The 24,123-nt window shown below is 66.7% G+C and carries 22 protein-coding genes; 11 read left to right on the top strand and 11 right to left on the bottom strand.

What is annotated here, in order from left to right; all coding sequences use genetic code 11:
- Positions 1–25: 25 nt before the first annotated feature.
- The 4 genes from NDI65_RS04380 to proS form a co-directional block, all read right to left on the bottom strand.
- On the bottom strand, positions 26–337 hold the full coding sequence (locus tag NDI65_RS04380) for a nucleoside triphosphate pyrophosphohydrolase (RefSeq protein WP_089778818.1): 312 nt from the start codon (positions 335–337) through the stop codon (positions 26–28).
- A gap of 63 nt (positions 338–400) precedes the next feature.
- Positions 401–2,155 (bottom strand): PQQ-binding-like beta-propeller repeat protein, encoded by a 1,755-nt coding sequence (locus tag NDI65_RS04375; protein ID WP_089778816.1) that lies wholly within the window; start codon positions 2,153–2,155, stop codon positions 401–403.
- A gap of 139 nt (positions 2,156–2,294) precedes the next feature.
- Complete coding sequence (gltB, locus tag NDI65_RS04370) at positions 2,295–6,830, bottom strand: glutamate synthase large subunit (protein WP_089778814.1); 4,536 nt, start codon at positions 6,828–6,830, stop codon at positions 2,295–2,297.
- Between the two features lie 160 nt (positions 6,831–6,990).
- Positions 6,991–8,457, bottom strand: a complete 1,467-nt coding sequence (gene proS / locus NDI65_RS04365) for a proline--tRNA ligase (protein ID WP_089778812.1) — start codon at positions 8,455–8,457, stop codon at positions 6,991–6,993.
- Between the two features lie 163 nt (positions 8,458–8,620).
- Between proS and NDI65_RS04360 the strand changes: the two genes are divergently transcribed.
- A complete protein-coding gene (locus NDI65_RS04360; RefSeq protein WP_089778810.1) occupies positions 8,621–9,112 on the top strand; it encodes an HTH domain-containing protein in 492 nt (163 codons plus the stop codon).
- A gap of 40 nt (positions 9,113–9,152) precedes the next feature.
- On the opposite strand, the gene NDI65_RS04355 is transcribed toward NDI65_RS04360, so the two are convergent.
- Positions 9,153–9,632, bottom strand: a complete 480-nt coding sequence (locus tag NDI65_RS04355) for a hypothetical protein (protein WP_310893425.1) — start codon at positions 9,630–9,632, stop codon at positions 9,153–9,155.
- 248 nt (positions 9,633–9,880) lie between these two features.
- Here NDI65_RS04355 and NDI65_RS04350 point away from each other — a divergent pair, with 248 nt between their 5' ends.
- The 4 genes from NDI65_RS04350 (at position 9,881) to NDI65_RS04335 (ending at position 13,312) form a co-directional block, all read left to right on the top strand.
- Positions 9,881–11,803, top strand: a complete 1,923-nt coding sequence (locus NDI65_RS04350) for a beta-CASP ribonuclease aCPSF1 (protein ID WP_089778806.1) — start codon at positions 9,881–9,883, stop codon at positions 11,801–11,803.
- Between the two features lie 71 nt (positions 11,804–11,874).
- Positions 11,875–12,285, top strand: a complete 411-nt coding sequence (locus NDI65_RS04345) for a type IV pilin N-terminal domain-containing protein (RefSeq protein ID WP_089778804.1) — start codon at positions 11,875–11,877, stop codon at positions 12,283–12,285.
- Positions 12,286–12,348: 63 nt separating this feature from the next.
- Positions 12,349–12,732, top strand: a complete 384-nt coding sequence (locus tag NDI65_RS04340) for a methylglyoxal synthase (protein WP_004971138.1) — start codon at positions 12,349–12,351, stop codon at positions 12,730–12,732.
- Between the two features lie 139 nt (positions 12,733–12,871).
- Entirely contained in the window at positions 12,872–13,312 is a 441-nt protein-coding gene (locus tag NDI65_RS04335; RefSeq protein WP_089778802.1) for a hypothetical protein, read from the top strand.
- Here the strand turns inward: NDI65_RS04335 and nth are convergent, their stop codons facing one another.
- Positions 13,313–14,119, bottom strand: a complete 807-nt coding sequence (gene nth / locus NDI65_RS04330; protein ID WP_089778800.1) for an endonuclease III — start codon at positions 14,117–14,119, stop codon at positions 13,313–13,315.
- A gap of 75 nt (positions 14,120–14,194) precedes the next feature.
- Positions 14,195–14,620, bottom strand: a complete 426-nt coding sequence (locus NDI65_RS04325) for a DUF371 domain-containing protein (RefSeq protein ID WP_089778798.1) — start codon at positions 14,618–14,620, stop codon at positions 14,195–14,197.
- A 299-nt stretch (positions 14,621–14,919) separates the two neighbouring features.
- On the opposite strand from NDI65_RS04325, the gene NDI65_RS04320 reads away from it, so the two are divergent.
- The 3 genes from NDI65_RS04320 to NDI65_RS04310 all read left to right on the top strand — a co-directional run bounded on the left by NDI65_RS04320 (position 14,920) and on the right by NDI65_RS04310 (position 18,115).
- Complete coding sequence (locus NDI65_RS04320; protein WP_004064289.1) at positions 14,920–15,843, top strand: coiled-coil protein; 924 nt, start codon at positions 14,920–14,922, stop codon at positions 15,841–15,843.
- A 90-nt stretch (positions 15,844–15,933) separates the two neighbouring features.
- On the top strand, positions 15,934–16,935 hold the full coding sequence (gene sppA, locus NDI65_RS04315) for a signal peptide peptidase SppA (protein ID WP_089778796.1): 1,002 nt from the start codon (positions 15,934–15,936) through the stop codon (positions 16,933–16,935).
- 43 nt (positions 16,936–16,978) lie between these two features.
- Entirely contained in the window at positions 16,979–18,115 is a 1,137-nt protein-coding gene (locus NDI65_RS04310; protein WP_089778794.1) for a DUF373 family protein, read from the top strand.
- A 38-nt stretch (positions 18,116–18,153) separates the two neighbouring features.
- Here NDI65_RS04310 and NDI65_RS04305 read toward each other — a convergent pair whose 3' ends face one another.
- Together NDI65_RS04305 and NDI65_RS04300 are read right to left on the bottom strand one after the other, a co-directional pair.
- Positions 18,154–18,345 (bottom strand): hypothetical protein, encoded by a 192-nt coding sequence (locus NDI65_RS04305; protein WP_042663539.1) that lies wholly within the window; start codon positions 18,343–18,345, stop codon positions 18,154–18,156.
- An 88-nt stretch (positions 18,346–18,433) separates the two neighbouring features.
- Positions 18,434–19,216 (bottom strand): aldo/keto reductase, encoded by a 783-nt coding sequence (locus tag NDI65_RS04300; protein WP_089779912.1) that lies wholly within the window; start codon positions 19,214–19,216, stop codon positions 18,434–18,436.
- 226 nt (positions 19,217–19,442) lie between these two features.
- Here NDI65_RS04300 and NDI65_RS04295 point away from each other — a divergent pair, with 226 nt between their 5' ends.
- Together NDI65_RS04295 and NDI65_RS04290 are read left to right on the top strand one after the other, a co-directional pair.
- The gene (locus NDI65_RS04295; RefSeq protein ID WP_042663541.1) at positions 19,443–19,640 is read left to right on the top strand and encodes a hypothetical protein; all 198 of its coding nucleotides are present in this window, start codon (positions 19,443–19,445) and stop codon (positions 19,638–19,640) included.
- Positions 19,641–19,782: 142 nt separating this feature from the next.
- On the top strand, positions 19,783–20,493 hold the full coding sequence (locus NDI65_RS04290) for a DUF6517 family protein (protein WP_089778792.1): 711 nt from the start codon (positions 19,783–19,785) through the stop codon (positions 20,491–20,493).
- A gap of 40 nt (positions 20,494–20,533) precedes the next feature.
- Here NDI65_RS04290 and NDI65_RS04285 read toward each other — a convergent pair whose 3' ends face one another.
- Both NDI65_RS04285 and NDI65_RS04280 read right to left on the bottom strand, forming a co-directional pair.
- On the bottom strand, positions 20,534–21,397 hold the full coding sequence (locus tag NDI65_RS04285) for a 2-oxoacid:ferredoxin oxidoreductase subunit beta (RefSeq protein ID WP_008573370.1): 864 nt from the start codon (positions 21,395–21,397) through the stop codon (positions 20,534–20,536).
- A complete protein-coding gene (locus NDI65_RS04280; RefSeq protein ID WP_089778788.1) occupies positions 21,394–23,154 on the bottom strand; it encodes a 2-oxoacid:acceptor oxidoreductase subunit alpha in 1,761 nt (586 codons plus the stop codon). The genes NDI65_RS04285 and NDI65_RS04280 overlap by 4 nt, the downstream gene beginning before the upstream one ends.
- 304 nt (positions 23,155–23,458) lie before the next feature.
- Here NDI65_RS04280 and NDI65_RS04275 point away from each other — a divergent pair, with 304 nt between their 5' ends.
- Positions 23,459–24,103, top strand: a complete 645-nt coding sequence (locus NDI65_RS04275) for an FAD-dependent oxidoreductase (RefSeq protein WP_310893424.1) — start codon at positions 23,459–23,461, stop codon at positions 24,101–24,103.
- Positions 24,104–24,123 lie beyond the last annotated feature (20 nt).

Below are 24,123 nucleotides of genomic sequence, written 5' to 3'. Positions count from 1 at the left end.
GGAACCCGCTTCGACCGCGTGGGTTTCACTCCACCCGTTCGAGTACCACGCCGTCTTCGAAGCCGCCGCGCTCTGCGGCCTTCTCTCGTGCCGCCGTCTCGACAGTCTCCCAGTCCTCGTCGCGTCGGGCGAGTATCGCGTCGACGACGGCGAACACGTCTGCGAGTTCTTCGACGGTCCCGGATTCGGCGAACTCCTCGGCCTCTTCGACCAGTTTCTCGCGCAGTCGCCGGTCGAACTCCTCGTCGTCGGCGACGTGGACGACCGGCGTCTCACCCGACTCGCGGATGATTCGAGGGACGTCGTCGCGGACGAGTTTGTCGTACTCGCGGGTCATACTGTCGAGTTCGGGCGCTCGGTGAAAAAAGGGGCGTCGGGGAGGGGTCGAAGGCTGGGTCCGCTATCCGTCGGTAGAGAGACTGACGGTGTCGGTGCTCTGGTTCCCGTCCGGCCCGGTGACGCGGAGCGTCACGTCGAGCGTCCCACAGAAGTCGAGCGTAATCTCGGTCGTCGAACCGCGCTCTCGGAACGACGCGCCCTCGCCGAACTGCCACTCGTAGGTCTCGACTTCGCCCGTCGAGGCAGTCCCGTCGAGGCCGACGGTGGTTCCGGAGTCGAGGTCCGCGGTCTCGGCGTCTTCGGGGTCGGTGACGATGCGGGCAACGGGTGCGTCCGAGGAGCGCGGGAGGTTCCTCGAATCGGGTGCCTCCGGACTCCCTTCGAGGGCGAACACCCCGGCTTGCTCGGTGGACTCCTCTTCCAGATAGCCCGTGAGGACTCGCCCGCCCGCGAGCGCCGGCGTCGATGCCTTTCGGGACGGTGCGCCCTGCTCGTGTCGAACCAGATAGGCCCACTGCTGGGACCCGTCTTCGGTCGAGAGCGCGTGTACCGTGGGGTGTCGTCGTTCGCGTTCGAGGTCACCGATAGCCTTGGGGATGGCGCTCCCGCCGAGGTAGACGGTGTCGCCGGCGACGCTCGGGTCGCCGTGGAGTTCCGTCGAGGTGTCGTGCGTCCACAGCATGTCTCCGGTGTCGGCGTCGAGCGCGTAGACCGTCGAGAGGACGCCCTCTTCGGCCACCGAGTCCACGTCGAGCGCGGTGGTGACGTAGACGGTGCCGTCGGCGACGGCCGGCGCGCTGATGAACCGCGCCGACTCCTCGCCTTCGGGCGTGAGTCTCGTCTCCCACTCGACGCTCCCGTCCTCGTCGCTGTGTGCGACGACTCGGTTTATCTCGTCCGTTCGGAACCGGTTCCCGGAGGAACGGTAGATACGACCGTTTTTGTGGGCCGAGTCGACGAAGCTCACACCGTCTTCCACCACCGCCGTCCACCGTCTGCTCCCGTCGTTCGCGTTCCACGCGACGAGTTCGTTCTTCTCGTCGGTGTACGTCGCCATCCCGTAGAGGGTCTCGTCGTCGCCGATGTAGGGGTAGGACCGGTACGACGCGTCGGAGCGCCACACGACTTCGCCGCTCTCGGGGTCGAGTTCCGCGATGACCGACTCCTGCTGGTCCGGGTCTGCGCTGGCGTTTGTCAGGTGTTGGACGTAGAGGGAGCCGTCGGCGACGAGCGGCGTCCCGAGCCACTTGGCGTCCGGACTCGCGTAGTCAGTTGGTGTCTTCTGCCAATTAATTTCGCCGGTATCCAGGTCGAGCGCGTGGAGTCCACCGTACTTGACGTCCGAATCGGTGTACCCTGCCTCGCTCGTCACGAAGAGCGTCCCTTCTGCCACGGCTGGCGTGTCGGTCACACGGCCGATTCCGGGTTCTGATGCCCCGTACTCCGGGGCGATGTATCTCCAACGCTCTTCGCCCGTGTCGGCCTCGTAGGCGACGACGCCCCCGCGGAACGTGCTGTCGTTGGTGTAGAACGTCTGGAAGACGGCCCCGTCGTCGACGAGTACCTCGTTCGCGCTGGTCTTATGCCACGTTCCGTCGAGCCACGACAGGTCTGCGTACTCGTCGTCGGGTGCAGATTCGGGAGCGACTGCGCCGGTTCGCCCCGGTTCGGCACGAGACTGCGACCAATCCTCGGTCGTGACCGTGTCCGATTCTGCCGTCGAGTGACTGTCCGCGAGCGACGTGCCGGCGACGCCGGATGCCGCGAGGGCACCGAGCGTGGCGAGGAGCGTCCGCCGCGAGTGGTCTCCGAACATATCCACGCCGACATGGCCCCGGACGGCACATCATTATCTGTTCGGTAAGTGATACGAAACAGTCCGGGAAAACACGCCGAACAGCAGGAAAACGCGGGGTGGCGACCGAACCGTCAGTCGCTGACGGTCGAGTCGGCCCTCAGTCGTCGCTGGTCGTCGCCGCGCCGACCTTGTCGGCACCGGCGTCGACGATTGCGCCCGCCTTCGCGGGGAGTTCGTTGCGGACGTCCTCGCGGCCGTCCTCGGCGATGACCTCGGCGTACGCGTCGGGCATCACCTTCACGAAGTCGCCGAGGACCGACTGCCAGTCGTCGAGCAGTTCGGCCGCGCGGTCGGAGTCGGTGTACGTGAGGTGGTTCTCGACGAGTCGGGTGAGCATCGCCTCGTCCTTGTCGTCGAGGTGGTCTTCGAGCGTCACCATCTCGGTGTTGGCCTTCGCTGCGAACTCCTCGTCGGGGTCGTAGACGTAGGCCACGCCGCCGGACATCCCCGCGGCGAAGTTGCGGCCCGTCTCGCCGAGGACGGCGACGACGCCGCCGGTCATGTACTCGCAGCCGTGGTCGCCGACGCCCTCGACGACCGCCTTCACGCCGGAGTTACGGACGCCGAAGCGCTCGCCGGCGAGGCCGTTGACGTAGCACTCGCCCTGCGTCGCGCCGTAGAGGGCGACGTTGCCGATGAGGATGTTTTCGGCGGCCTCGTAGTTGGCCTCGGCGGGCGTGTCGACGATGACGCGACCGCCGGACAGCCCCTTGCCGACGTAGTCGTTCGCGGCCCCGGTGAGCCGCATCGTGACGCCGCGGGCGAGGAAGCCGCCGAACGTCTGTCCGGCGATGCCGTCGAACTCACAGCGGATGGTGTCGTCCGGCAGTCCCTCGCCGCCGTGGGCGTTCGAGATGCGGTTCGAGAGCATCGCGCCGACCGCGCGGTCGACGTTCGAGAGGTCGCGGCGGATGACGACCGGCTCGCGGTTCTCGATGGCGTCTTCGGCCTCGTCGATGAGCTTGTGGTCGACGTGCGTCTCGATGTCCGCGTGGACCTGGTCTTCGGTCTTGCGGCGCGCGCCCGTCTCGGGCTCGGCCAGCACCGACGAGAGGTCGAGGTGCTTCGCCTTCTCGTGGTCCGTCTCGACCTGCCGGAGGAGCGAGGGACGGCCGATCATCTCGTCGAGCGAGGTGAAGCCGAGGTCGGCCATGATCTCGCGGAGTTCCTGCGCGATGAACGTCATGTAGTTGATGACGTGGTCGGGCTCGCCGGGGAAGCGGCGGCGCAGGTTCTCGTCCTGCGTGGCGACGCCGACCGGACAGGTGTTCTCGTGGCACTGACGGGCCATCACGCAGCCCGAGGTGACGAGCGACGCGGTCCCGAAGACGTACTCCTCGCCGCCGAGGAGGGCGGCGACGGCCACGTCGCGGCCGGTCTTCATCCCGCCGTCGACGGAGACGCGGATGCGGGAGCGAAGCCCCGTCGCGCGGAGCATCTGGTTGGCCTCGGCGAGGCCGAGCTCCCACGGGAGCCCCGCGTTCTTGATGGAGGTCTTCGGCGACGCGCCGGTGCCGCCGTCGTAGCCCGAGATGTGGACCACGTCGGCTTTCGCCTTCGAGACGCCGGCGGCGATGGTGCCGATGCCGGCCTCGGAGACGAGCTTGACGTTGATGTCGGCGTCGGGGTTGGCCGACTTCAGGTCGAAGATGAGCTGCTTGAGGTCCTCGATGGAGTAGATGTCGTGCAGCGGCGGCGGCGAGATGAGGCCGACGCCCGGCGTCGCGTAGCGGACGTGGGCGATCATCTCGTTTACCTTCTTGCCGGGGAGGTGGCCGCCCTCGCCGGGCTTCGAGCCCTGCGCCATCTTGATCTGAATCTCGTCGGCCGACGAGAGGTACTCCGAGGTGACGCCGAAGCGGCCGGAGGCGACCTGCTTGACGTTACACTCCTTTTCGGTGCCGAAGCGCTCCGGCGGCTCGCCGCCCTCGCCGGAGTTGGACTTGCCGCCGATGCGGTTCATCGCGATGGAGTTGTTCTCGTGGGCCTCCGGCGAGAGGCTGCCGAGCGACATCGCGGCCGTCGAGAAGCGCTTGACGATGTCCTCGACGGGTTCGACCTCGTCGATGTCCACGGGCTCGCGGTCGGAGTCGAATTCGAGCAGACCGCGGAGCGCCTTCAGCTGTTTCGACTGGTCGTTGACCAGTTCGGCGAACTCCTCGTACTTCTCGTAGTCGCCGGTGCGGACGGACTGCTGGAGCGTGCCGACGGTCTGGGGGTTCCAGCCGTGGTGGATGCCGGCCGAGCGGTTCTCGTACTCGCCCTGCCGTTCGAGCTTCGGGTCCGCCCCGAAGGCGGCGGCGTGGCGGGTCAGCAGGTCCTCCTCGATGACGTCGAGGCCGATACCCTCGGTGCGGATTTCGGTGCCCTCGAAGTACTCGGCGACGAAGTCGGAGTCGAGGCCGACGGCTTCGAAAATCTGCGCGCCGCGGTAGCTCTCGACCGTCGAGATACCCATCTTGGCCATCGTCTTGAGCAGGCCGTCTTCGAGCGCGTGGACGTACGCGTCGATGGCCTCGCCCTCGTCGGCCCCGTCGGGGCCGGCGACGATGTCCTCGATGGTCTGGTAGGCGAGGTAGGGGTTCACCGCGCCCGCGCCGTAGCCGACGAGCGTGGCGAGGTGGTGGACCTCGCGGGGGTCGCCGGACTCGACGACGAGGCCGGCGTGGTTCCGGAGGCCGTTGCGGACGAGGCTGTGGTGGACCGCGCCCGTCGCGAGCAGGCTCGGGATGGCGACGCGGTCGGGGCCGACCGCGCGGTCGGAGAGGACGACGATGTCCGCGCCGTCTTCGATGACTTCCTTGGCCTCCTCGCGGACGGCCTCGATGGCCTCCCGGATGTCGCCGCCTTTCTCGTAGGTGGTGTCGACGACGGCGCTGCGCATGTCGTCGTCGAGGTCCTTGATGGCCGCCGTCTCGGCGTCCGTGAGGACCGGGGAGTCGAGGACGAGCTGGCGCGCGTGGTCGGCCGACTCGTCGAGCAGGTTCCGCTGGAAGCCGAGCCGCGACTCCAGGCTCGTCACGAGCTTCTCGCGGATGTAGTCGATAGGCGGGTTCGACACCTGCGCGAACAGCTGCTTGAAGTACGTGAACAGCGGGCGGTTGAGGTCCGACAGCACCGAAAGCGGCGTGTCGTCGCCCATCGAGCCGACGGGGTCCTTGCCGTCGCGGGCCATCGGCTCTATCATGTGGTTGAGCTGGTCGTGCGTGTAGCCGAACGCGGCCTGCGTCGCGCGGAGCGACTCGACCTGTCCGCGCGAGGTGGAATCCACCTCGCCGGCGATGTCGTCGAGGTGGCGCTGTTGTTCGTCGACCCACTCGCCGTACTTCTCGTCGGTGAGGGAGTCGAACACCTCGGCGTCGGGGATGACGCGACCCTCCTCGGGGTCGGCCATGAAAATCTCGCCGGGCTGGAGGCGACCGCGGGACTCGATTTCCGCGGGGTCGGTGTCGAGCGCGCCGACCTCGCTGGCGACGATGAGGCGGCCGTCGGTCGTCACCTCGTAGCGGCACGGCCGAAGGCCGTTGCGGTCGAGGACGGCGGCGATGCGGTCGCCGTCAGTCGCCGCGACGAGCGCGGGGCCGTCCCACGGCTCGACCAACGAGGCGTGGAAGTCGTACCAGTCGCGGCGCGCCTGGTCCATCGCGTCGTCGTTGCGGTACGCCTCGGGGATGAGCATCCGCAGGACGTGCGGGAGTTCGCGGCCGCCCTTGAGGAGCAGTTCGACCGCGTTGTCGACGCTCGCGGTGTCGGACTGGTCGGCCTTCGTGATGGGCCTGAGCGTCTCGATGTCGTCGCCGAACGCCTCGTGTTGGAGGTCCGTCTCGCGGGCCCGCATCCAGTTGACGTTGCCGCGGATGGTGTTTATCTCGCCGTTGTGGATGACCTGGCGGTACGGGTGGGCGAGGTGCCACGCGCCCAGCGTGTTGGTGGAAAAGCGCGCGTGAACGAGCGCGAGTTCGGTCACCATTCGCTCGTCGCCGAGGTCGGGGTAGTAGTTCGGGAGCTGTTCGGCCGTGAGCAGTCCCTTGTAGACGATGGTCTTCCGGTCGAGCGAGCAGACGTAGAATCGTCCCGCGCCCTCGATGGCGAGGTCGTCGACCGCTTTCTCGGCGGCTCGACGCCCGAGGTACAGCGCCCGGTCGAACTCGTCTTCGGTCAGCTCGTCGGTCGGCTCGACGAACAGTTGCCAGACGTCCGGTTCCGATTCGAGCGCGGTCGCGCCGAGCTCTGCGTTGTCGGTCGGCACGTCGCGCCAGTCGAACACGGACAGCCCGTGGTCGGCCAGCGACTCCTCGACAACCGCCGAAACGCGCTCGCGGACCTCGTCGTCGGTCGGCATGAACACCGAACCGGCCGCGTAGAGGTCCGGAAGCTCCCCGTCGAGGACGGATTCGAAGAACTCGTCCGGTCGCTGGAACAGGATGCCCGCCCCGTCCCCGGTGTTCTCTTCAGCGCCCGTGGTGCCGCGGTGCTCAAGGTTCTCCAGGAGTTCGAGGCTGTCTGCGACGACTCGGTGCGAGGCGCCGTTTTCGAGGTCTACGACGGCCCCAACGCCGCAGTTCGACCGCTCGTCGGTCGGGTCGGCTAACCCGTCCTGAGCGAAGGGTGCGTCTATGTGTGGCTTGGTCATACGCCAATGGTACAGCTACCCCCATAAGCAACTTTTCCTGAAACCATAAGGGTGTTACAATGTCATATAAGGATGTATCCATACATAGTATGTCGACTAATGATGATTCGACGGACGACGAAAGATATGAATAACCGTGTAGGTCGCTTCGGGAGCCGGTTCAGTAGGACTTCGCGAAGTACGCGGTCTCCTCGGCGTCGTCGCCGCAGACCGCACAGTCCTCGCCGTCGTGAATCTCCGCGTCCTCGTCGTTCAGGGGCACCATGACGATTTCGGCGGCGATCTGGTCCTTAATCTCGTCCTCGCAGTCCTCGTCACCGCACCACGGCGCTTTCACGTAGCCGCCGTGCTGGCCGATGGTGCCGAGAATCTCGTTGCGGGCGGACGCCTCGCGGACGTTCGCTTCGAGGTTCTCTTCGGCGGCGGCGTAGAGCTTCGCGTACACCTCGTCGAACTGTTCTTCGACGGCCTCGGCGATGTTCTCGCGGTCGAGTTCGACCGACTCGCCGTCGGGGCGGTGGACGGCGGTGACGACGTCGTCGTCGACCTCGTTGGGGCCGATTTCGAAGCGGACGGGGACGCCCTTGAGCTCCCACTCGTTGAACTTGAAGCCGGGGTTGCGCTCGTCGCGGGCGTCGAGTTCGACGCGGACGCCGGCGGCTTCGAGCTCGTCGGCGATGTCCTCGGCGTAGTCGAGGACCTTCTCCTGCGTGTCGGCCTGCCAGATGGGGACGATGACGACCTGCTCGGGCGCGATGGTCGGCGGCAGGACGAGGCCCTGGTCGTCGGAGTGGGTCATGATGAGCGCGCCGAGCGAGCGCCACGACAGCCCCCACGAGGTCGTGTGGGCGGGCTCTTCGTCCTCGTCTTCGGTCGTGTAGGTGAGGTCGAACGCCTCGGCGAAGGAGGTTCCGAGGTAGTGGGAGGTGCCGGCCTGCACGGACTTGCCGTCGGGCATGAGCGCCTCGACGGTCGTCGTCGTGTCCGCGCCGGGGAACTTGTCGTGTTCCGGCTTCGCGCCGCGGAGCACGGGGATGGCGAGCACGTCCTCGTAGAGCGACTGGTACTGCGAGAGGCGAGTCATCGTCTCGTCCCACGCGCCGTCGCGGGTCTCGTGGGCCGTGTGGCCCTCCTGCCAGAGGAACTCCTTGGTGCGGAAGAACGGCTTCGTCTCCGTGGCCTCCCAGCGCACGACGGAGGCCCACTGGTTCACGCGGAGGGGGAGGTCGCGGTGGCTACGGACCCACCGGGCCATGTAGGGCGCGATGATGGACTCGGACGTCGGGCGGACGGCGAGGCGTTCTTCGAGTTCCTCGTGGCCGCCGTGGGTGACCCACGCGACCTCGGGGTCGAAGCCCTCGACGATATCCTTCTCGCGTTCGAGGTAGCTCTCGGGGATAAACAGCGGGAAGTACGCGTTCTGGACACCAGTCTTCTTGAACTCGGCGTCGAGGTAGTTCTGGATGGACTCCCACAGCGCGTAGCCGCGCGGGCGAGTCACGATGAAGCCGCTCATGCCCTCCGGGCCGTAGTTCGCGAGGCCCGCCTTCTGGACGACCTCGGCGTACCACTCGCCGGTGTTGTACTGCTTCGACTCGGTGATACCGAGTTCCTGCTCGTCGCTCATTGCCCATCGGTAGCCGTAGCGAACCCTTAAACGCCCCGAAGGTGCCGGCGCGCCGCTCCGCCGCGCGGACCATCTCTCGCGGGCGACGTTCGGCGGTTCCGGCGGACGCATAGATACATATCGCCGGCTGCCCTACCAGCACGTGGTGGTTGGCGTGCTAACAATGGACACAATTGTGAGCGACGAGCGGCCGACTCCTCGGGAGGGGACGGTTCGAATCGAGCTGTGGGTTCCGAGCGGCCAGCGCGCGGAGTTCACTCCGGTCATCGAGCGACTGGACGACGCCGTCGAGCGCGGCCTCGTCTCGGAGTACACGGTCGAGACGTGGGACCGGTTCGTGGACCTCGGTGGGGAGTTGAGCCCGCGCGAGCGCCGCGCCCGCGACCGGCTCGCGTCGTACGCGCGCTGGGCGGCGACGCGCGGCGAGCGGCTGACGGGGTTAGGCGACCTCACGGTGCGCGGCGTCGGCAGAATGGGACCGGAGCGGCCGACGCGGCGGACGCCGCGGGCGATCATGGCGGAGTACGAAGACGGCGTGCTCGCGCACGTGACAGCGTGCGAGGAGTGCGTCGGCGCGTTCCGCGGACGGCTCCGCGACCTCGACTCGACGGCCGAACGCGAGCGGCCGTCTGACCCGGTCCGAATCGAGTGGTAGCTGCCCCGAAATCCGCTTTTCCGACGATACCATTCCGCCGTCAGCGCCGGCTGTCGAACGGCGAGTCCCCCTCGCGCCACGACCAGCCCGGCAGGCGCGTCTGAAAGCCCGCGGCGAGCGCGGCGTCGAGGTCGTCGCGCCCGGCGGGGCCGTCGGTGTGGACTGCCACGTCCGCGAAGTGGAACGTCGCCTGCGCGAGGAGTCGGAGCGGCTCGCCGCCGGCGATGGTCGCGGCGAGTTCGCGGCCGAGCACCTCGTCGACGACGAAGCCCGGGTAGTCGTCCTGTACGTCCAACTCCTTGAGGATGCGGACGTAGGCCGCGACGTTGACGCCGACCTCGCCGTCGGCGAACACCGCGTCGACCGCGTCGCGGTAGGCCGCGTCGTCGACCTCGCCGACGCGGGTGTCGAACTGCTCGCCGAGTCGCCGCCGCGTCTCGTTGATGAGCGGAACGACCACGTCGGCGCGCTCTCGGACCCAGTCGTGCTCCGCCGAGACGGCCGCCGGTGTGAGGTTCATGGTCGTCGAACGCCCCCGAGACGCTTCGGCTTTGCGAAGGGTTTTATACTGGCGACATGGTACTGTCGGGTAAGCGGGTTTTCCCTACCTCTTCCCGCAGTCGAGATACAACCGTATTCAGTTCACTATGCTCTCTCCGCAGTCGGCCGAGACTGGCACTCGTACACGTGAACCGGCTCGCGTCGACGCTCCTGAGGTAGGGGTTCCCGAGACCTGCCGGCGCAGGACCGGACGGGTCGCTCGTAACTATGAGCTCCGTAGATAAACAACTCGAGAATCTGAAGGCAGAGATTACGAACGAACTCCCCCGCGACATCTCGGTTTCCGACGTCAAGTACGAGGGTCCCGAACTCGTCGTCTACACGCGCGACCCGAAGAAGTTCGCTCAGAACGGCGACCTCATCCGGAAACTCGCGAGTAAGCTCCGAAAGCGGATCACGGTTCGCCCGGACCCGGACGTGCTGTCGGACCCCCGCGAGGCCGAACCCAAGATTCTGAGCGTCATCCCCGAGGAGGCCGGCGTCACCGACCTCGACTTCCACATCGACACCGGCGAAGTCGTCATCGAGGCCGAGAAGCCGGGGATGGTCATCGGTCGCCACGGCTCGACGCTCCGCGAAATCACGCAGAAAGTCGGCTGGACGCCCGAAGTCGTCCGCACGCCGCCCATCGAGTCCTCGACGGTCTCGAACGTCCGCAACTTCCTGAAGCAGGAACGCGAGGACCGCCGCCGCGTCCTCGAACGGACCGGCCGGCAGATTCACCGCGAACAGCTCTCGGACGACGAGTGGGTCCGCATCACGACGCTCGGCTGCTGCCGCGAGGTCGGCCGCGCCTCCTTTATCGTCTCGACGCCAGAGACCCGCATCCTCGTCGACTGCGGCGACAAGCCCGGCTCCGACGACGTGCCGTATCTGCAGGTCCCCGAGGCGCTCGGGTCGGGCGCGAACTCTCTCGACGCGGTCGTTCTCACCCACGCCCACCTCGACCACTCGGCGCTCATCCCGCTTCTGTTCAAGTACGGCTACGACGGCCCCATCTACACGACCGAGCCGACCCGCGACCTCATGGGTCTGCTCACGCTCGACTACCTCGACGTCGCCTCGAAGGAAGGCCGCACCCCGCCGTACGAGTCCGAGATGGTCCGCGAGGCCATCAAGCACACCATCCCGCTGGAGTACGGCGACGTGACCGACATCGCGCCCGACGTGAAGCTCACCTTCCACAACGCGGGTCACATCCTCGGCTCCGCCGTCTCGCACTTCCACATCGGCGACGGCCTCTACAACGTCGCGTTCTCCGGCGACATCCACTACGAGGACACCCGCCTGTTCAACGGCGCGGTCAACGACTTCCCGCGCGTGGAGACGCTCGTCCTCGAATCGACTTACGGCGGCCGCAACGACTACCAGACCGACCAGCAGGACTCCGAAAAGCGCCTCATCGAGGTCATAAACGAGACGTACGACCGCGGCGGCAAGGTCGTCATCCCGGCGTTCGCCGTCGGTCGCTCCCAGGAGATTATGCTCGTCCTCGAAGAGGCGATGCGCTCGGGCAAGATTCCGGAGATGCCCGTCCACCTCGACGGGATGATCTGGGAGGCGACGGCCATCCACACGACCTACCCCGAGTACCTCCGCGACGACCTCCGCGACCGCATCTTCCACGAGGACGAAAACCCGTTCCTCGCCGAGGAGTTCAACCACATCGACGGCGGCGAAGAGGAGCGCCAGGACGTCGCCGACGGCGAGCAGGCCATCATCCTCTCGACCTCCGGGATGGTCACCGGCGGCCCCATCATGTCGTGGCTCCGCCACGTCGGCCCCGACCCGAAGTCCCGACTGGTCTTCGTCGGCTACCAGGCGCAGGGAACGCTCGGCCGCCGCATCCAGAACGGCTGGGACGAGATTCCCGTCAACGGCCGCGACGGCATGGGCCGGTCGGACACACTGAAGCTCAAGATGGACGTCGAGACGGTCGACGGCTTCTCCGGTCACGCCGACCGGCAGGGCCTCGAAAACTTCGTCAAGACGATGAACCCCCGCCCGGAGAAGGTGCTGTGCGTCCACGGTGACGAGCGCTCCGTGCAGGACCTCTCGTCGGCGCTCTACCACGACTACAACATGCGGACGTTCGCGCCGAAGAACCTCGAAACGTTCCGCTTCAAGTAACGGACCGCGTTTCCCGTTCGGCAGCTATCCTGTCTGCCTAGTATAAATACCAGCGAGCCGATAGAACCTCGATGAACGTTCTCAACCGCAAACCAGACGGGAGTGACATCCCCGTTATCATCGCTATCGTCCTCGTCGGAATTGTCTTCGCCATCGTTGGCGCAGTGGTTCTCGCGGCGGTGTTAGGTACCTTCGTACTCAGCGCGGGAGAGCAGGTTGGTCCCGCCCCGTCCGTGTCGTTCCAATTCGGCGTCAGCGACGGCACGGCGACGATAGCGCACGCCGGCGGTGACTCGTTTTCGGCGGGTGAGATGATTGTGGTCGTCGGTGAGACCGAACAGTCGTGGGCGTCGCTGTCGGGAGAAGACGGACCCGTAGCACGGGGCGATTCGATTTCGTTCGACGTTGCGAGCGGCGAGACTGTCGAACTCGTCTACGTGGGCGGCGACGGACGCGAACTCGTCGGTCGGTTTAGCGCGTAGTCAACCCCGCGAACGAACTTCGATTGGCGAACATTAATCAGGACTCTCGAACGAGTGGTTGCCATGCGTCTCGCACTTATCGCGCACGACGAGAAGAAGCCGGACCTCATCTCGTTCGCCGAGGAGCGGCAGGCCGACCTCGAACGCTTCGAGCTCATGGCGACGGGCACGACCGGTCAGCGACTCATCGACGCCACGGGGCTCGACATCGAGCGCAAGCAGTCCGGGCCGCTCGGCGGCGACATGCAGATCGGCGCGGAGATTGCCAGCGAGACCTGCGACGGCGTCATCTTCCTCCGCGACCCGCTGACCGCCCAGCCCCACGAGCCGGACATCAGCGCGCTGCTCCGCATCTGCGACGTTCACCAGACGCCGCTGGCGACCAACCTCGCCAGCGCGGACGCCGTCCTCGACGAACTTATCCGGCAACTCGACGGCGAGGAGTAACCGCAGGCACCGGGCCGCGCCGCGCTGGTCGCACGCGTCGTACCGAGCCGCGCCCGCCGCCTCGTTTCGCTTCGACACGCGGTATCACGCCTGAGAATCGCGGCGTATCCTTAATTAGCAGCGCGCCGGAGGCGACGGTATGAACGCCGCGACCCGCGCGCCCCTGACGCTCGCCGTGATTCTCGTCGTCGCGACCGCTCCGGTCGCCGCCGCGGCCGCCGCGACCGGTCCGACTTCGCCGTGTTTCCCCGGCGAAGGCCACCAGTTCGACATCGGCGGCGAGGGCGCGGGCATCGACCTCGTGGTCTTCCTCTCCGTCTTCGAGAACCTCGGCGGCGAGGGCGGCTTCGGGATGGAAGCCAGCGGCTCCGTCGGCAACGACTCCATCGTCCAACTCCGGGCGGGCGTCGCGTTCGACGGCGTCGGCCCCGCCGCGGCGTTCCTCTCGAACCCCTTCTCGCGGTTCAGCGTCGTCTACGACTACTCGATGAATCTCCCGATGTTCGCCGACTCGGGCGTCGAATCGAGCTACGAGGACGACGGCTCGCCGGTGAGCGGGCTCGAAACGAAGTCCTGTTAGTCAGTCGTCCGCGGCCGCGGGGTCGGTGACGGACTGCGCCGCCGCGTCGACGCCGACCATCTCGCACACGTCGGCCATCGGGCACGCCTCGGGGCCGTCGAGACACGCGGGCTTCCGTGCCTTGCAGAACTCGCGGCCGAACTGAATCATCGCGGTGTGGCCGAAGCCGCATTTCTCGTCGGGGATATCGCGTTCGAGCGCCGCCCGAACGCCTTCGTGGTCGGCGTCGGCGGGCGCGAGTCCGATTCGCCGAGCGATGCGGTGGACGTGCGTATCGACGGGGAAGACGCCGCCGCGACCGCCCGCGAAGAGGAGGACGCAGTCGGCCGTCTTGGGACCGACGCCCTTCATCTCCAAGAGGCGGTCGCGGACCGTCGCGGGGTCTTCCTCGCGGACGTAGCGGTCGAAGTCGGCCTCGCTCCCGAAGTCGGCCAGCACCTCCTCTGCGACCCCTTGGATGAGCTTCGACTTCTGGTTGTAGAGCCCGCCGGAGCGGATGGCCTCGACGATGCCCTCGCGGTCGGCCGCCGCCAGCGACTCGGCGAGGTCGCCGCCGCCGTACTGCGCCATGAGTTCGTCGTGGGCCGGCTGGCTCGCCTTGTCGCTCGTGTTCTGGCTCAGGATGGTTCGGACGAGACACTCGAAGCCGCCCTGCCCGCCGTAGGCCTTCCGCCAGTAGCGCTCGCCGAGCCGGTCGACGACGACCTCGGCGCGCGTCGCGGTCTCGGGGTCGGCGGGGTCGAACGCCGTCTCTCGGCCGCCACCGCTCGCGCCGCCGCTGATGTTCTCGGAGGGTTCGTCGGACATGTCCGGAGGTTACGACCGCGCGGTGAAAAGCCCACGCCGTCGGTCGTCTCGCGTCGGTCCGTCGCGGGCGCGGAGTTACTCGACTTCGATGGTGACGGTCAGTTCCGCGCCGTCGGCGAGCGCCGAGACGAGGTCGCGGTCGAAGCCGGCCGCGGCGTGTGCCGCGCCGACCGCACCCGTCCGGTCGTCCACGTAGTCGCTCGTGCGGAAGACGATGCTGCGGTCGCCCTCGAACGTGAGGTCCGGGTGCCCGCGGGCGCTGACGGTCTGCTCGTGGGCGTCGTCGCCCGCGCCCACGCGGACGTGCACGTTGATAGTCGCGTCGCGGGACTGGCAGGCCTCGACGAACGCCGAGTCGAAGTCGGCGGGCGTGCGGTCGGCCTCGACGCCGATGATGCAGTCGCCCGCGGGGGTGAGCCAGTCGTCTGTCGTCACCTCGAACGTGCTCGCGTGTTCGGCGCGCACGTGTTCGTGGCCGCGTGCGCGAATGACCTCTCTCATGGCGTGGCATCCGACCCGACTCGGTTTAGCCCCCACGGTTCGCATCCCCTTTATATATGGCCATGGCAAAGACTAACATAGTGAATACGGTCGATACGAGCGGTGTGGTAACTGTTTTCACCCGAATTTCCACCGAAGTATTTATTAACTGGTCGCCTGTATGTGTATGTACCTGAGCGCCTCCGGCGTTCCGGCGGCATCGCACGCAGAATGATCGGGAATTCTTATCCACGGTCGGTCGCACTCCCACGAGCAGCCGCCACGCACGGAGTGGTGATGGTATCGAGGATTGATTACGCATGGTAACGAAGCAGGAAGTACTTAGCGAGTTCGACGTGCAGGAACTCGACGAGGCACGAAACATCGATCTCCCAGACGAAAAGCTCGAGAGCGGCTCGAAAGGCGAACTCATCAAACTCGCCGGTCAACTCCGTGACCGCCGCAATGAACTAAACCAGATGGCTTCTGAGCGCGCGTCCAAGCGCGACGACCTCAACGCGAAGACTCGCGAGAAGGTCGACGAAGCCCAGAAGCACCGCGAGAAGCGCGACGAGATGAACTCGCAGGTGCAGGAACACAAGCAGAGCCGCAACGAGCTCAACGCGAAGGCCAACGAGCTGTTCGACGAGGTCGACGAGATGAAAAGCGACCTCGAGCTCGACGACGGCAAGGACATCGACGAGCTCAAAGAGGAGATCGAGCAACTCGAATTCCGCCAGCAGACCGAAGTCCTCTCGACCGAAGACGAGCGCGAGCTCATCGAGAAGATCGAGAACAAGCGCGAAGAGCTTCGCCAGAAAAAGGACAAGGTCGAAGAGAGCGGTGACCTCGAAGAACTCATCGAAGAGGCAGAAGAGGTCCGCTCCGAGGCGTCCCAGCACCACCAGAAGGTGACCGAGCTGGCCGACGACGCCCAGGAACACCACAACCAGATGATCGAGGCCTACCGCGAGGCCGACGACATCCGCGACAAGGCCGACGAGATGCACGAGCTCTTCGTCGAGGCCCAGGAAGCGGCCGACCGTCACCACGAGGACTTCGTCCGCGTCCAGAAGCGCCTCCGCGAGCTGGACAAGAAAGAAGAGCGCCAGCGCAAGGACTCCCGCGCCGAGGAGCGCGAGGCCGCCAAGGCCGAGGCCGAGGAGATCTACCAGAAGTTCAAAGAGGGCGAGACCCTCGAAACCGAGGACCTGATGAAGCTCCAGAAGTCCGGTCTGCTCTAAACTTCGGTCACTTTCTCTCTCTTCGTCGCGCTTGCGACGTATCATTTTTATCCCGTTCGAAGCCCCAGCGACAGCCATGAGTGATTCACCGTGACCGATAGCTTCACGCGCATCTACCGGCTGACCATCGTGGTCGTGTTCGCCGTCGTCGCGGCGGCGGTCGGCTGGATTCTGTTCTACAGCGTCCCCGACACGCTCGCGGACCTCGCGGGGCTTCTCTTGGTCGTCGGAGTCGTCGTCGCCGCGCTCCGCGTCGGCGGCAGGCTCGCCGCCTCGGCGTTCCCCGACTACGACGTGGCCGAAGTCGCCGTCGAAGGGCCGATATCCCGCGACGGCGGCGGCGGGCCGGTTCCGGGTCGCGGCGGCGGCACGCCCGCCGACGACATCGTCGAACAGATTGACGCCGCGGCCGACGACGAGAACGTCGACGCGCTGCTCGTCAGACTGAACACGCCCGGCGGCGAGGTGCTGCCGAGCGACGACATCCGTCGGGCCGTCGCCGACTTCGACGGGCCGACGGTCGCCTACGCCACCGACACCTGCGCCTCGGGCGGCTACTGGATCGCCAGCGGCTGCGACGAACTGTGGTCCCACGACGTGAGCGTCGTCGGCTCAATCGGCGTTATCGGCTCGTCGGTCAACGCCTCGGAGTTGGCCGACAAACTCGGCCTCTCCTACGAGCGGTTCGCCGCGGGGAAGTACAAGGACGCCGGGATGGCGCTCAAGGAGCCGACCGAGGACGAACGCGAGTACCTGCAGGGGCTCATCGACGACTACTACGACGACTTCGTCGAGCGCGTGGCCGAGGGTCGCGACATGGACCCGCAGGTCGTCCGCGACACGGAAGCCCGCGTCTACCTCGGCGAGGAGGCCCGCGAACTCGGGCTGGTCGACTCGCTGGGTACCCGCGACGACGTGGAGGACCGACTCGCCGAACTCCTCGGCCGCGACGGGGTGTCGGTCGAGGAGTTCACCCCCGAGGTCGGCCTCGCGGACCGCCTCCGCGGCGGCGTCGAGGGGGCGGCGTACGCCTTCGGCGCGGGCCTCGCCTCGTCGGTCGACTCCGACGACGGCTTCTCGTTTCGGTTCTGACGACTGGGAGGCTTTTTAGCCCGCGCCCGCGTTCGTCTGCCACGTGACAACGCTCGTCCTCTGTGTCGACCGGGCGAACGACATCGGCCGGAAGTCCGGGCTCTCGACGCCCGTCGTCGGCTGGGAAGCCGTCAGGTCGCTCGTGACGGACGTGGGGCTCGCGGACCCCGAGGATTCGAGCGTCAACTGCCTTCTCGCGGCGCTGCGGACGACGCGCGAGCTCAGAGACGACCGCGAGGACGCCGAAATCGCGGTCGTCTCGGGGACGAACGACAGCGCCGTCGGGGCCGACCGCGCCGTCGCGCGACAGCTCGACGACCTCGTCGAGCGGTACGACGTCGAGTCCGCGGTCATCGTCATCGACAGCGCGGAAGACGAGCGACTCGTCCCCGTCGTCGAAAGCAGGCTCCGGGTCGACGCGGTCGACCGCGTGGTCGTCCGGCAGGCCCACGACATCGAGTCGACGTACTACCTGCTCAAGCAGTTCCTCGGCGACGAGGAGCTTCGTTCGACGATACTCGTCCCGCTCGGCGTCGGTCTGCTTCTCGTCCCGCTACTTCTCGTCCAGTTCACGCCTGAGGTCGCGCTGGCCGGCCTCGCCGCCCTGATGGGCGCGGTGCTCCTCTACAAGGGGCTAGCCATCGACGAGTTCCTCTCGGACGCCCCCGACCAGATTCGCGACGCCCTCTACTCCGGGCAGGTGTCGGTCGTCACCTACGCGGTCGCCGCGGGATTGGCCATCGTCGGGCTGTTCCTCGGCGCGCTCTCCATTCGGACGCCCGGCGTCGGCGGGAGCGAGGAAGTGCTCGTCCCGTCGCTCCTGTTCGTCTACCACAGCGTCCCGTGGCTGGCGCTCGCCGCGCTGACCGCGAGCGCGGGTCGCCTCTTGGACGAACTCATCGGGAGCGAGCGCGTCTCCACGTCGTACATGAACCTCCCGTTCGGCGTCGTCGCCATCGGGCTGGTCGTCCGCGGCTTCGCCGGCTTCCTCCTCGAACGACAGGGCGAGTTGGCGAACCTCGAACTCCTCGGGCGACTCGCGCTCACGCCGGTCCAGCGGCTGGCGATGTTCATCGTCGCCGGTATCGTCGTGAGCGTCGTGGGCGTCCGCATCTCGGCGAGCGTCTCGGACGAGACGCTGGACGACGTGGTCGATGCGCCGCGAGAAAACGAGAGCTGAGGTCCTTCCGTTCCGCTTTCTCCCTCCGTGCCGTGTCGTTAGTTCGACGCTCGGTACTCGCCGTGTTTGACGCCGAGGGCGAGACAGACGGCCCCGAAGACGAGCATCGCGGGGGTCACCATCATCAGGACCGTACTGGTGGCCATCGCGTCCATTCCGACGAGGGCCGCGGTTCCGACGACGACGAGCGCGACGAGCAACGCGACTGTCTTGGGGAGGTCGAACTCCATGAAATTCTGTCGGGGCTCGTTCGACAAATCCGTTGCGGCTCCGAACTGCGAATCGAGCGTCGAACCGGAAAAACGCGGTTTCGGTCGCTTACCAGGGCGCGAAATCGGGGTCGATGCGGCGCTCTTCGGTCTCGATGGCGTCGATGGCCGCGACGTCTTCGTCGTCGAGTTCGAGCGCGAGCGACTCCCAGTTGTCGCGGATGTGTCCCTCGCTCGTCGCCTTCGGAATCGCGGTGACGCCCTTCTCGCGGAGCCACGCCAGCGACACCTGGGCCTCGCTCGCGTCGTGCTTCTCGGCGATATCGGACAGCACGTCGACGTCGAACACAGCCCCGCGGGCCAGCGGCGAGTACGCGACGAGTTCGATGTCCGCCTCGGCGCAGACCTCGCGGAGTTCCTCCTGTTGGAGGAGCGGATGCATCTCGATTTGGTTGGCGAAGACGCCGGACTCGGACAGTTCGACGGCCTCGCGGAGCTGTTCGGGTTCGAAGTTGGAGATGCCGACGCGTTCCGTCAGCCCCCGTTCGACGAGTTCGTCGAACGCCGCGAGGGTCTCTTCGGCGTCGTACTCGCGGGACGGCCAGTGGACGTACAGGAGGTCGACGTAGTCGACGCCGAGCTTTTCGAGGCTCGCTTCGGTGCTCTCGATGACGTCGTCGTAAGAGAGCTCGTCAATCCACACTTTCGTCGCGAGGAACACGTCGTCGCGGTCGACGTCGGCGGCGGCGATGCCCGCGCCGACCTCCGCCTCGTTTCCGTACGCTTGGGCGGTGTCGATGTGGCGGTAGCCCATCTCCAGCGCCGTCTGCACCGCGTTGCGACACTCGTCGGCGTCCGTGTTCTGCCACGTCCCGAGGCCGAGCATCGGCATCCCGTTCGCTCGCGGTGTGTCGTCTACTGAGGTGGGGTTCTCCGTCATGGGTGAGTGGTGGGCCGCGAGTTGAAAAGGCGTTCCGAAAGGGCGGACGAATTTCCGGCTTTCACGGCCTGAGAGTATGTCACACGGGGTCTCGGACGTTCGTCACTCGACGCCGACCGACGCTCGGCGGCGGATATTTTATGTGGTGTGTGGTAGCATATCTGTACGGTGGTCTGGAATGTCGTCCGCATCAGAGCCGTTGACAGAAGAGAACACGAACGCGTTCGCACACCGCATCGCGGGTGACTCGCTCGTCTACGAGTGTCCGAACTGCGAGTTCGGCGAGGTGCTGGTGACGGAACTCATCGAGTCCGACGACGCGCGGTGTCTCGATTGCGGGACGCGCTACCGACTCAACATCGAGACGGTGGAGTAACGAGCGGGTCGGCGGGGCTCCCGGTAGCGGTTCGGTCAGCCCGGTCGGCCGGACCCGCTCGGTCCCGCTCGGACCGACTCGGTCGGTCGGCTCTTTTTCCCAGCGGCGAGACGGTCATGCTCTCTGCGCGCCTCTAGAGGGTATGCCTCAACCACGCACAGCCCTCGCGCTCGCGCTCGTCGTCGCCCTCGCCGGTTGCCTCGGCGGGGTGGGCGGTTCGACCACGTTCGCGGCCCAGCCCGCGACGATTCCCGCGTCGGCCTACGAGGCACACGGCTACGTCCACGGCAACAGCACCGCCGTCCCGCTTTCCTACGACGTGGGCGTCGGGCCCGCCTCCCGCTCTGTCGGCGCGGAGGTCTGGGTGTCCGGATACTCGAAGACGACCGACGACGACGATATCGCGGCCCTCGTAGTCGTCTCGTCGCCGAACGCCGAGGTCGCCGGGCAGTCGGTCAACCCGCTTTCGAACCTCGGCAACCGCGAATTCGTCGCTACCGGTCTCGACGCGCTGGCCGACGCGCAGGCGCTCGGGAACGTCCCCGAGGTCACCGGCGTCCGCGAGGTCGGCGCGCGGAACGTCACGATGCTCGGGTCGGAGACGGAACTCGTCACCTACGCGGGGACGGTCGAGGTCGAACCCGGCGAGACCGCCGTCGACGGCGAGACGGTCTCCTACGGGGGCGGGACGGCCGAGGTGCGACTCCACCTCGCGACCGTCGAACACGACGGCGACGTGGTGGTCGTCGTCGCGGTCCACGGGGCCGACGTGGACGAGACCGAGGCGGTCGCGGCGCTCGCGGGCGCTGTCGAGCATCCGGGGACGGTCGAAAGAACGGTCGAAGTTCGGTGAGCGGGCGGCGCGGCGTCGACCGCGAGTTCGGCGGTCGTCGTTAGTAGAACTCGCGGACGAGGTCCATCGCGTCGTCGGGCGCGCCCGACGGGATGTCCGACATGTTCTGGTCGACGCCGAACTTCTCCTCGTAGGAGACGGAGCTCTCGTCCTTGTAGATGATGCCCTCGTACTCCTTCGACGAGTCGAGAATCTTCTCTTTGGCCGCGTCGTAGTCGGTCGGGTCGTGGTCGGTGTCCGCGAGGTCAACGAGGTTGTCGCGGAAGTAGTCGTAGGTGTCCACGTCGTTGAACGTGACACAGGGACTGAACACGTTCACGAAGCCGAAGCCGTCGTGCTCGATGGCTTCTTGGACGATTTCCGCGTGGCGCTTGTGGTCCGTCGCGAACGACTGCGCGATGAACGTGCCGCCGGCGGCCAGCGACAGCGCGAGCGGGTTGACCGGGGGCTGCTGGGGCCCTTCGGGGGTCGTCGAGGTCTCGAAGTCCTCGCGCGAGGTCGGCGAGGCCTGTCCCTTGGTGAGACCGTAGATGCGGTTGTCCATGACGGTGTAGGCCATGTCCACGTTGCGGCGGACGGCGTGGATGAAGTGGCCCGCGCCGATGGAGTAGCCGTCACCGTCGCCGCCGGCGGCGACGACGGTCAGGTCGGGGTTCGCCAGCTTGACGCCGGCGGCGACCGGGAGCGAGCGCCCGTGGACGCCGTGGATGGCGTACGAGTGCATGTACGTCCCGATTTTCCCGGAACAGCCGATACCGGCGACCATGAACGTGTTGTCGGGGTCGGTGCCGGAGTTGGCGAGGGCTTTCATGATGCCGTTCATCGTCCCGAAGTCCCCACAGCCGGGACACCAGGTCGGTTGTTTGTCTGACTTGAAGTCGGTGAAGCGGACGTTTGAGCTCATGCTGAGACCTCCTCTGCGTCGAGGGTGGCTTTGATTTCGTCTGCGAGTTCGTCCGCCTTGAAGCGGACGCCGTCGTATTTGTTAATGCGCTTGACACGGGTCAATGTGTCGTGCTCGACGACGTTGGCGAACTGCCCCGTCGCGTTACACTCGACGACGATGACCTCGTCTGCCGCCTCGATTTCCTCGGTGAGGTCCGGCCGCGGGAACATGTACGGAACCGACAGGAACCGAACGTCGATGCCGTCTTCTTCGAGGAAGTCGAGCGCCTCGATGAGCGCGCCCTCGTTGGAGCCCCACGAGAGGATGAGCGTGTCGGAGTCGGCGTCACCGAACTCGCGCGGCGAGAAGTCTTCCGTCTCCTTTGCGGTCTCAACCTTCCGGTCGCGCTTGTCGACCTGCTCGACGCGCATCGACCGGTCTTCGGTCCGCCGACCGAGCTCGTCGTGTTCGAGCCCCGTCGACATGTGCGCGCCCTGTTCCGTACCGGGGAACGCGCGCGGGCTGACGCCGTCGTCGGTGAGCGCGTGCGGCTGGAAGCGACCTTCCTCGTCGAGCCACTCGTCGATGGAGTCGTCGTCGACGACCTTGCCGCGGTCGATTTCGACTTCGTCCATGTCGAACGTCTCGGGGGAGAACGTCTGTTCCGTGACCGCCATCGCGAGGTCGGCGGCGACGTACACCGGAACCTGGTACTTCTCGGCGAAGTTGAACGCCTCGACGGTCTTCCAGAAGCACTCGTCGATGCTCGTCGGCGCGACGACGAACCGCGGAATCTCGCCGTGGCCGCCGTAGAGCATCATGTTGAGGTCGCCCTGTTCCTGCTTGGTCGGCATCCCCGTCGAGGGACCCGAGCGCATCACGTCGACGATGACGAGCGGCGTCTCGGAGGTGGCGACGAGTCCGAACGTCTCGGTCATCAGGTCGATACCCGGACCGGACGTGGCGGTCATCGACCGCGCGCCGGCGCGCGCCGCACCGAGCGCGAGGTTGATGGCCGCGAGCTCGTCTTCCGCCTGCACGACGTGCCCGCCGTAGCGTTCGATGCGGCCGGTGAGGTACTCCATCACGTCAGTCGCGGGCGTGATGGGGTAGCCGGCGTAGAAGCGACAGCCGGCGGCGATGGCGCCCATGCCGATGGCCTGGTCGCCGTTGATGAGCACGTAGTCCTCGTCGGTCGTTTCGAGGTCGTAGTCGAACTCGACGTCGTACTCGTCGTGGACGTATTCGAGTCCCGCGCGAGCCGCCTTCTTGTTGTTCTCGACGATGGCCTCGCCCTTCCCGCCGAAGCGCTTCTGGAGCGCGCTGTCGAGGTTCTCGATGGGGAAGTCCGCGACGGCGCACGCCGCGCCGAGCGCGACGACGTTGCGCATGATTGCGCCGCCCGCCTCCTCGGCGAGCGCCTTGAGGGGGATGTCCAGCCCGACCATTCCCTCGGGGATTTCGACGTCCGCCATGGTGGAGCGGTCGCCGTCGTAGATGATGACGGAGCCCTCGTGTAGTTCGTCGAGGTTCTCGTCGATTGTTCGTTGTGTGAGCGCGATGAGCACGTCGAGTCTGTCGACGACGCTCTGCACGGGGTCGATGGCAGTCCGAACCTTGTACGCCGTGTATCCGCCCCGGATTCGCGAAGCGAAGTCCTTAGAGGTGAACACGTGGCGTCCAGCCCGGGAGAGTGCCTGAGCGAAAATCTTCCCCGTGGAGTCTATGCCATCGCCAGCCTCGCCGCCGATGGCCCAGTTGAAGTCCGCAGGCATGCTGGGTGAAATCTACCCATAGCCGGGTCAAAAGCCTTCTGAAAATTGGTGTTAAACGTCGGTACTGATAACCGATAGAAACCTCACGAACAAGTTTATATATCGCTATTGAGCCCCATTTGTCTATCCAAACGGTGTGTGGGCGGCATTTTACTGAACGAATGTCCAATCATGGTGTGTTTCGCCCTCTCGTGACAATTATTTCCGGTTCACACCGTTCGGGCGGCTCACGCGGTTCGCCCCGCCCCCGGCGCGCGCGTCCGGGAAGGCAAGGCCCTTGTGAGCCTGCGACCAACCCGGAGGCATGGACGCAATCGTCACCGTCGCCGCGGTCAGCGACGTCGGTCCCGGCACGGTCGCCATCGAGTTCGAGACGCCGGACGGCTTCGAGGCCGAGCCGGGCCAGTTCGTCAAGCTCTCCGCCGAGGTCGACGGCGAGTCGTACGCGCGGTTCTACACGCTGTCGTCGCCCGGCGTCGGCGACACCTTCGAGGTGACCGTCGGCATCGACCCCGAGGAGGCCGGGCCGTTCAGCCGGCACCTCGACTCGCTCGTCGCCGGCGACGACGTCGAGATTTCCGGGCCGTTCGGGCGGAGCTACTACGACGGCGAGTCGCGCGTGGTCGTCCTCGCGGGCGGGCCCGGCGTCGGCCCCGCGGTCGGCATCGCCGAGGCCGCGGTCGCCGACGGCAACGAGGCCGCCGTGGTCTATCTCGACGACGCGCCCGCGCACGAGGAACGACTCTCCGCGCTCCGCGACGACGGCGCGAGCGTCGTCGTCACCGGCGACGAGTCCGACCTCGCCGACGCCGTCGCCGACGCGCTCACCGGCGACGAGGGCGAACAGGTGTTCGTCTACGGCTTCGCCGACTTCGTCGAGAACGCGACCGACGCCGTCGAGACCGCCGGCGGCGACGCCGACGCCGCGAAGGTCGAGAACTTCGGGTAAGCGGCTCGCGCGCGCCGCCC

The sequence above is a fragment of the Haloferax sp. S2CR25 genome, assembly GCF_031624535.1.
GTDB classification, from domain to species: domain Archaea; phylum Halobacteriota; class Halobacteria; order Halobacteriales; family Haloferacaceae; genus Haloferax; species Haloferax massiliensis.
This window is presented reverse-complemented; position numbering and strand designations above follow the sequence as displayed.

Excerpts from the sequence above, each read along its gene's own strand:
- NDI65_RS04380 (WP_089778818.1), bottom strand. The coding sequence starts at position 337 with ATGACCCGCGAGTACGACAAACTCGTCCGCGACGACGTCCCTCGAATC.
- NDI65_RS04375 (WP_089778816.1), bottom strand. The coding sequence starts at position 2,155 with ATGTTCGGAGACCACTCGCGGCGGACGCTCCTCGCCACGCTCGGTGCC.
- gltB (WP_089778814.1), bottom strand. The coding sequence starts at position 6,830 with ATGACCAAGCCACACATAGACGCACCCTTCGCTCAGGACGGGTTAGCC.
- proS (WP_089778812.1), bottom strand. The coding sequence starts at position 8,457 with ATGAGCGACGAGCAGGAACTCGGTATCACCGAGTCGAAGCAGTACAAC.
- NDI65_RS04360 (WP_089778810.1), top strand. The coding sequence starts at position 8,621 with ATGGACACAATTGTGAGCGACGAGCGGCCGACTCCTCGGGAGGGGACG.
- NDI65_RS04355 (WP_310893425.1), bottom strand. The coding sequence starts at position 9,632 with ATGAACCTCACACCGGCGGCCGTCTCGGCGGAGCACGACTGGGTCCGA.
- NDI65_RS04350 (WP_089778806.1), top strand. The coding sequence starts at position 9,881 with ATGAGCTCCGTAGATAAACAACTCGAGAATCTGAAGGCAGAGATTACG.
- NDI65_RS04345 (WP_089778804.1), top strand. The coding sequence starts at position 11,875 with ATGAACGTTCTCAACCGCAAACCAGACGGGAGTGACATCCCCGTTATC.
- NDI65_RS04340 (WP_004971138.1), top strand. The coding sequence starts at position 12,349 with ATGCGTCTCGCACTTATCGCGCACGACGAGAAGAAGCCGGACCTCATC.
- NDI65_RS04335 (WP_089778802.1), top strand. The coding sequence starts at position 12,872 with ATGAACGCCGCGACCCGCGCGCCCCTGACGCTCGCCGTGATTCTCGTC.
- nth (WP_089778800.1), bottom strand. The coding sequence starts at position 14,119 with ATGTCCGACGAACCCTCCGAGAACATCAGCGGCGGCGCGAGCGGTGGC.
- NDI65_RS04325 (WP_089778798.1), bottom strand. The coding sequence starts at position 14,620 with ATGAGAGAGGTCATTCGCGCACGCGGCCACGAACACGTGCGCGCCGAA.
- NDI65_RS04320 (WP_004064289.1), top strand. The coding sequence starts at position 14,920 with ATGGTAACGAAGCAGGAAGTACTTAGCGAGTTCGACGTGCAGGAACTC.
- NDI65_RS04305 (WP_042663539.1), bottom strand. The coding sequence starts at position 18,345 with ATGGAGTTCGACCTCCCCAAGACAGTCGCGTTGCTCGTCGCGCTCGTC.
- NDI65_RS04300 (WP_089779912.1), bottom strand. The coding sequence starts at position 19,216 with ATGCCGATGCTCGGCCTCGGGACGTGGCAGAACACGGACGCCGACGAG.
- NDI65_RS04295 (WP_042663541.1), top strand. The coding sequence starts at position 19,443 with ATGTCGTCCGCATCAGAGCCGTTGACAGAAGAGAACACGAACGCGTTC.
- NDI65_RS04290 (WP_089778792.1), top strand. The coding sequence starts at position 19,783 with ATGCCTCAACCACGCACAGCCCTCGCGCTCGCGCTCGTCGTCGCCCTC.
- NDI65_RS04285 (WP_008573370.1), bottom strand. The coding sequence starts at position 21,397 with ATGAGCTCAAACGTCCGCTTCACCGACTTCAAGTCAGACAAACAACCG.
- NDI65_RS04280 (WP_089778788.1), bottom strand. The coding sequence starts at position 23,154 with ATGCCTGCGGACTTCAACTGGGCCATCGGCGGCGAGGCTGGCGATGGC.
- NDI65_RS04275 (WP_310893424.1), top strand. The coding sequence starts at position 23,459 with ATGGACGCAATCGTCACCGTCGCCGCGGTCAGCGACGTCGGTCCCGGC.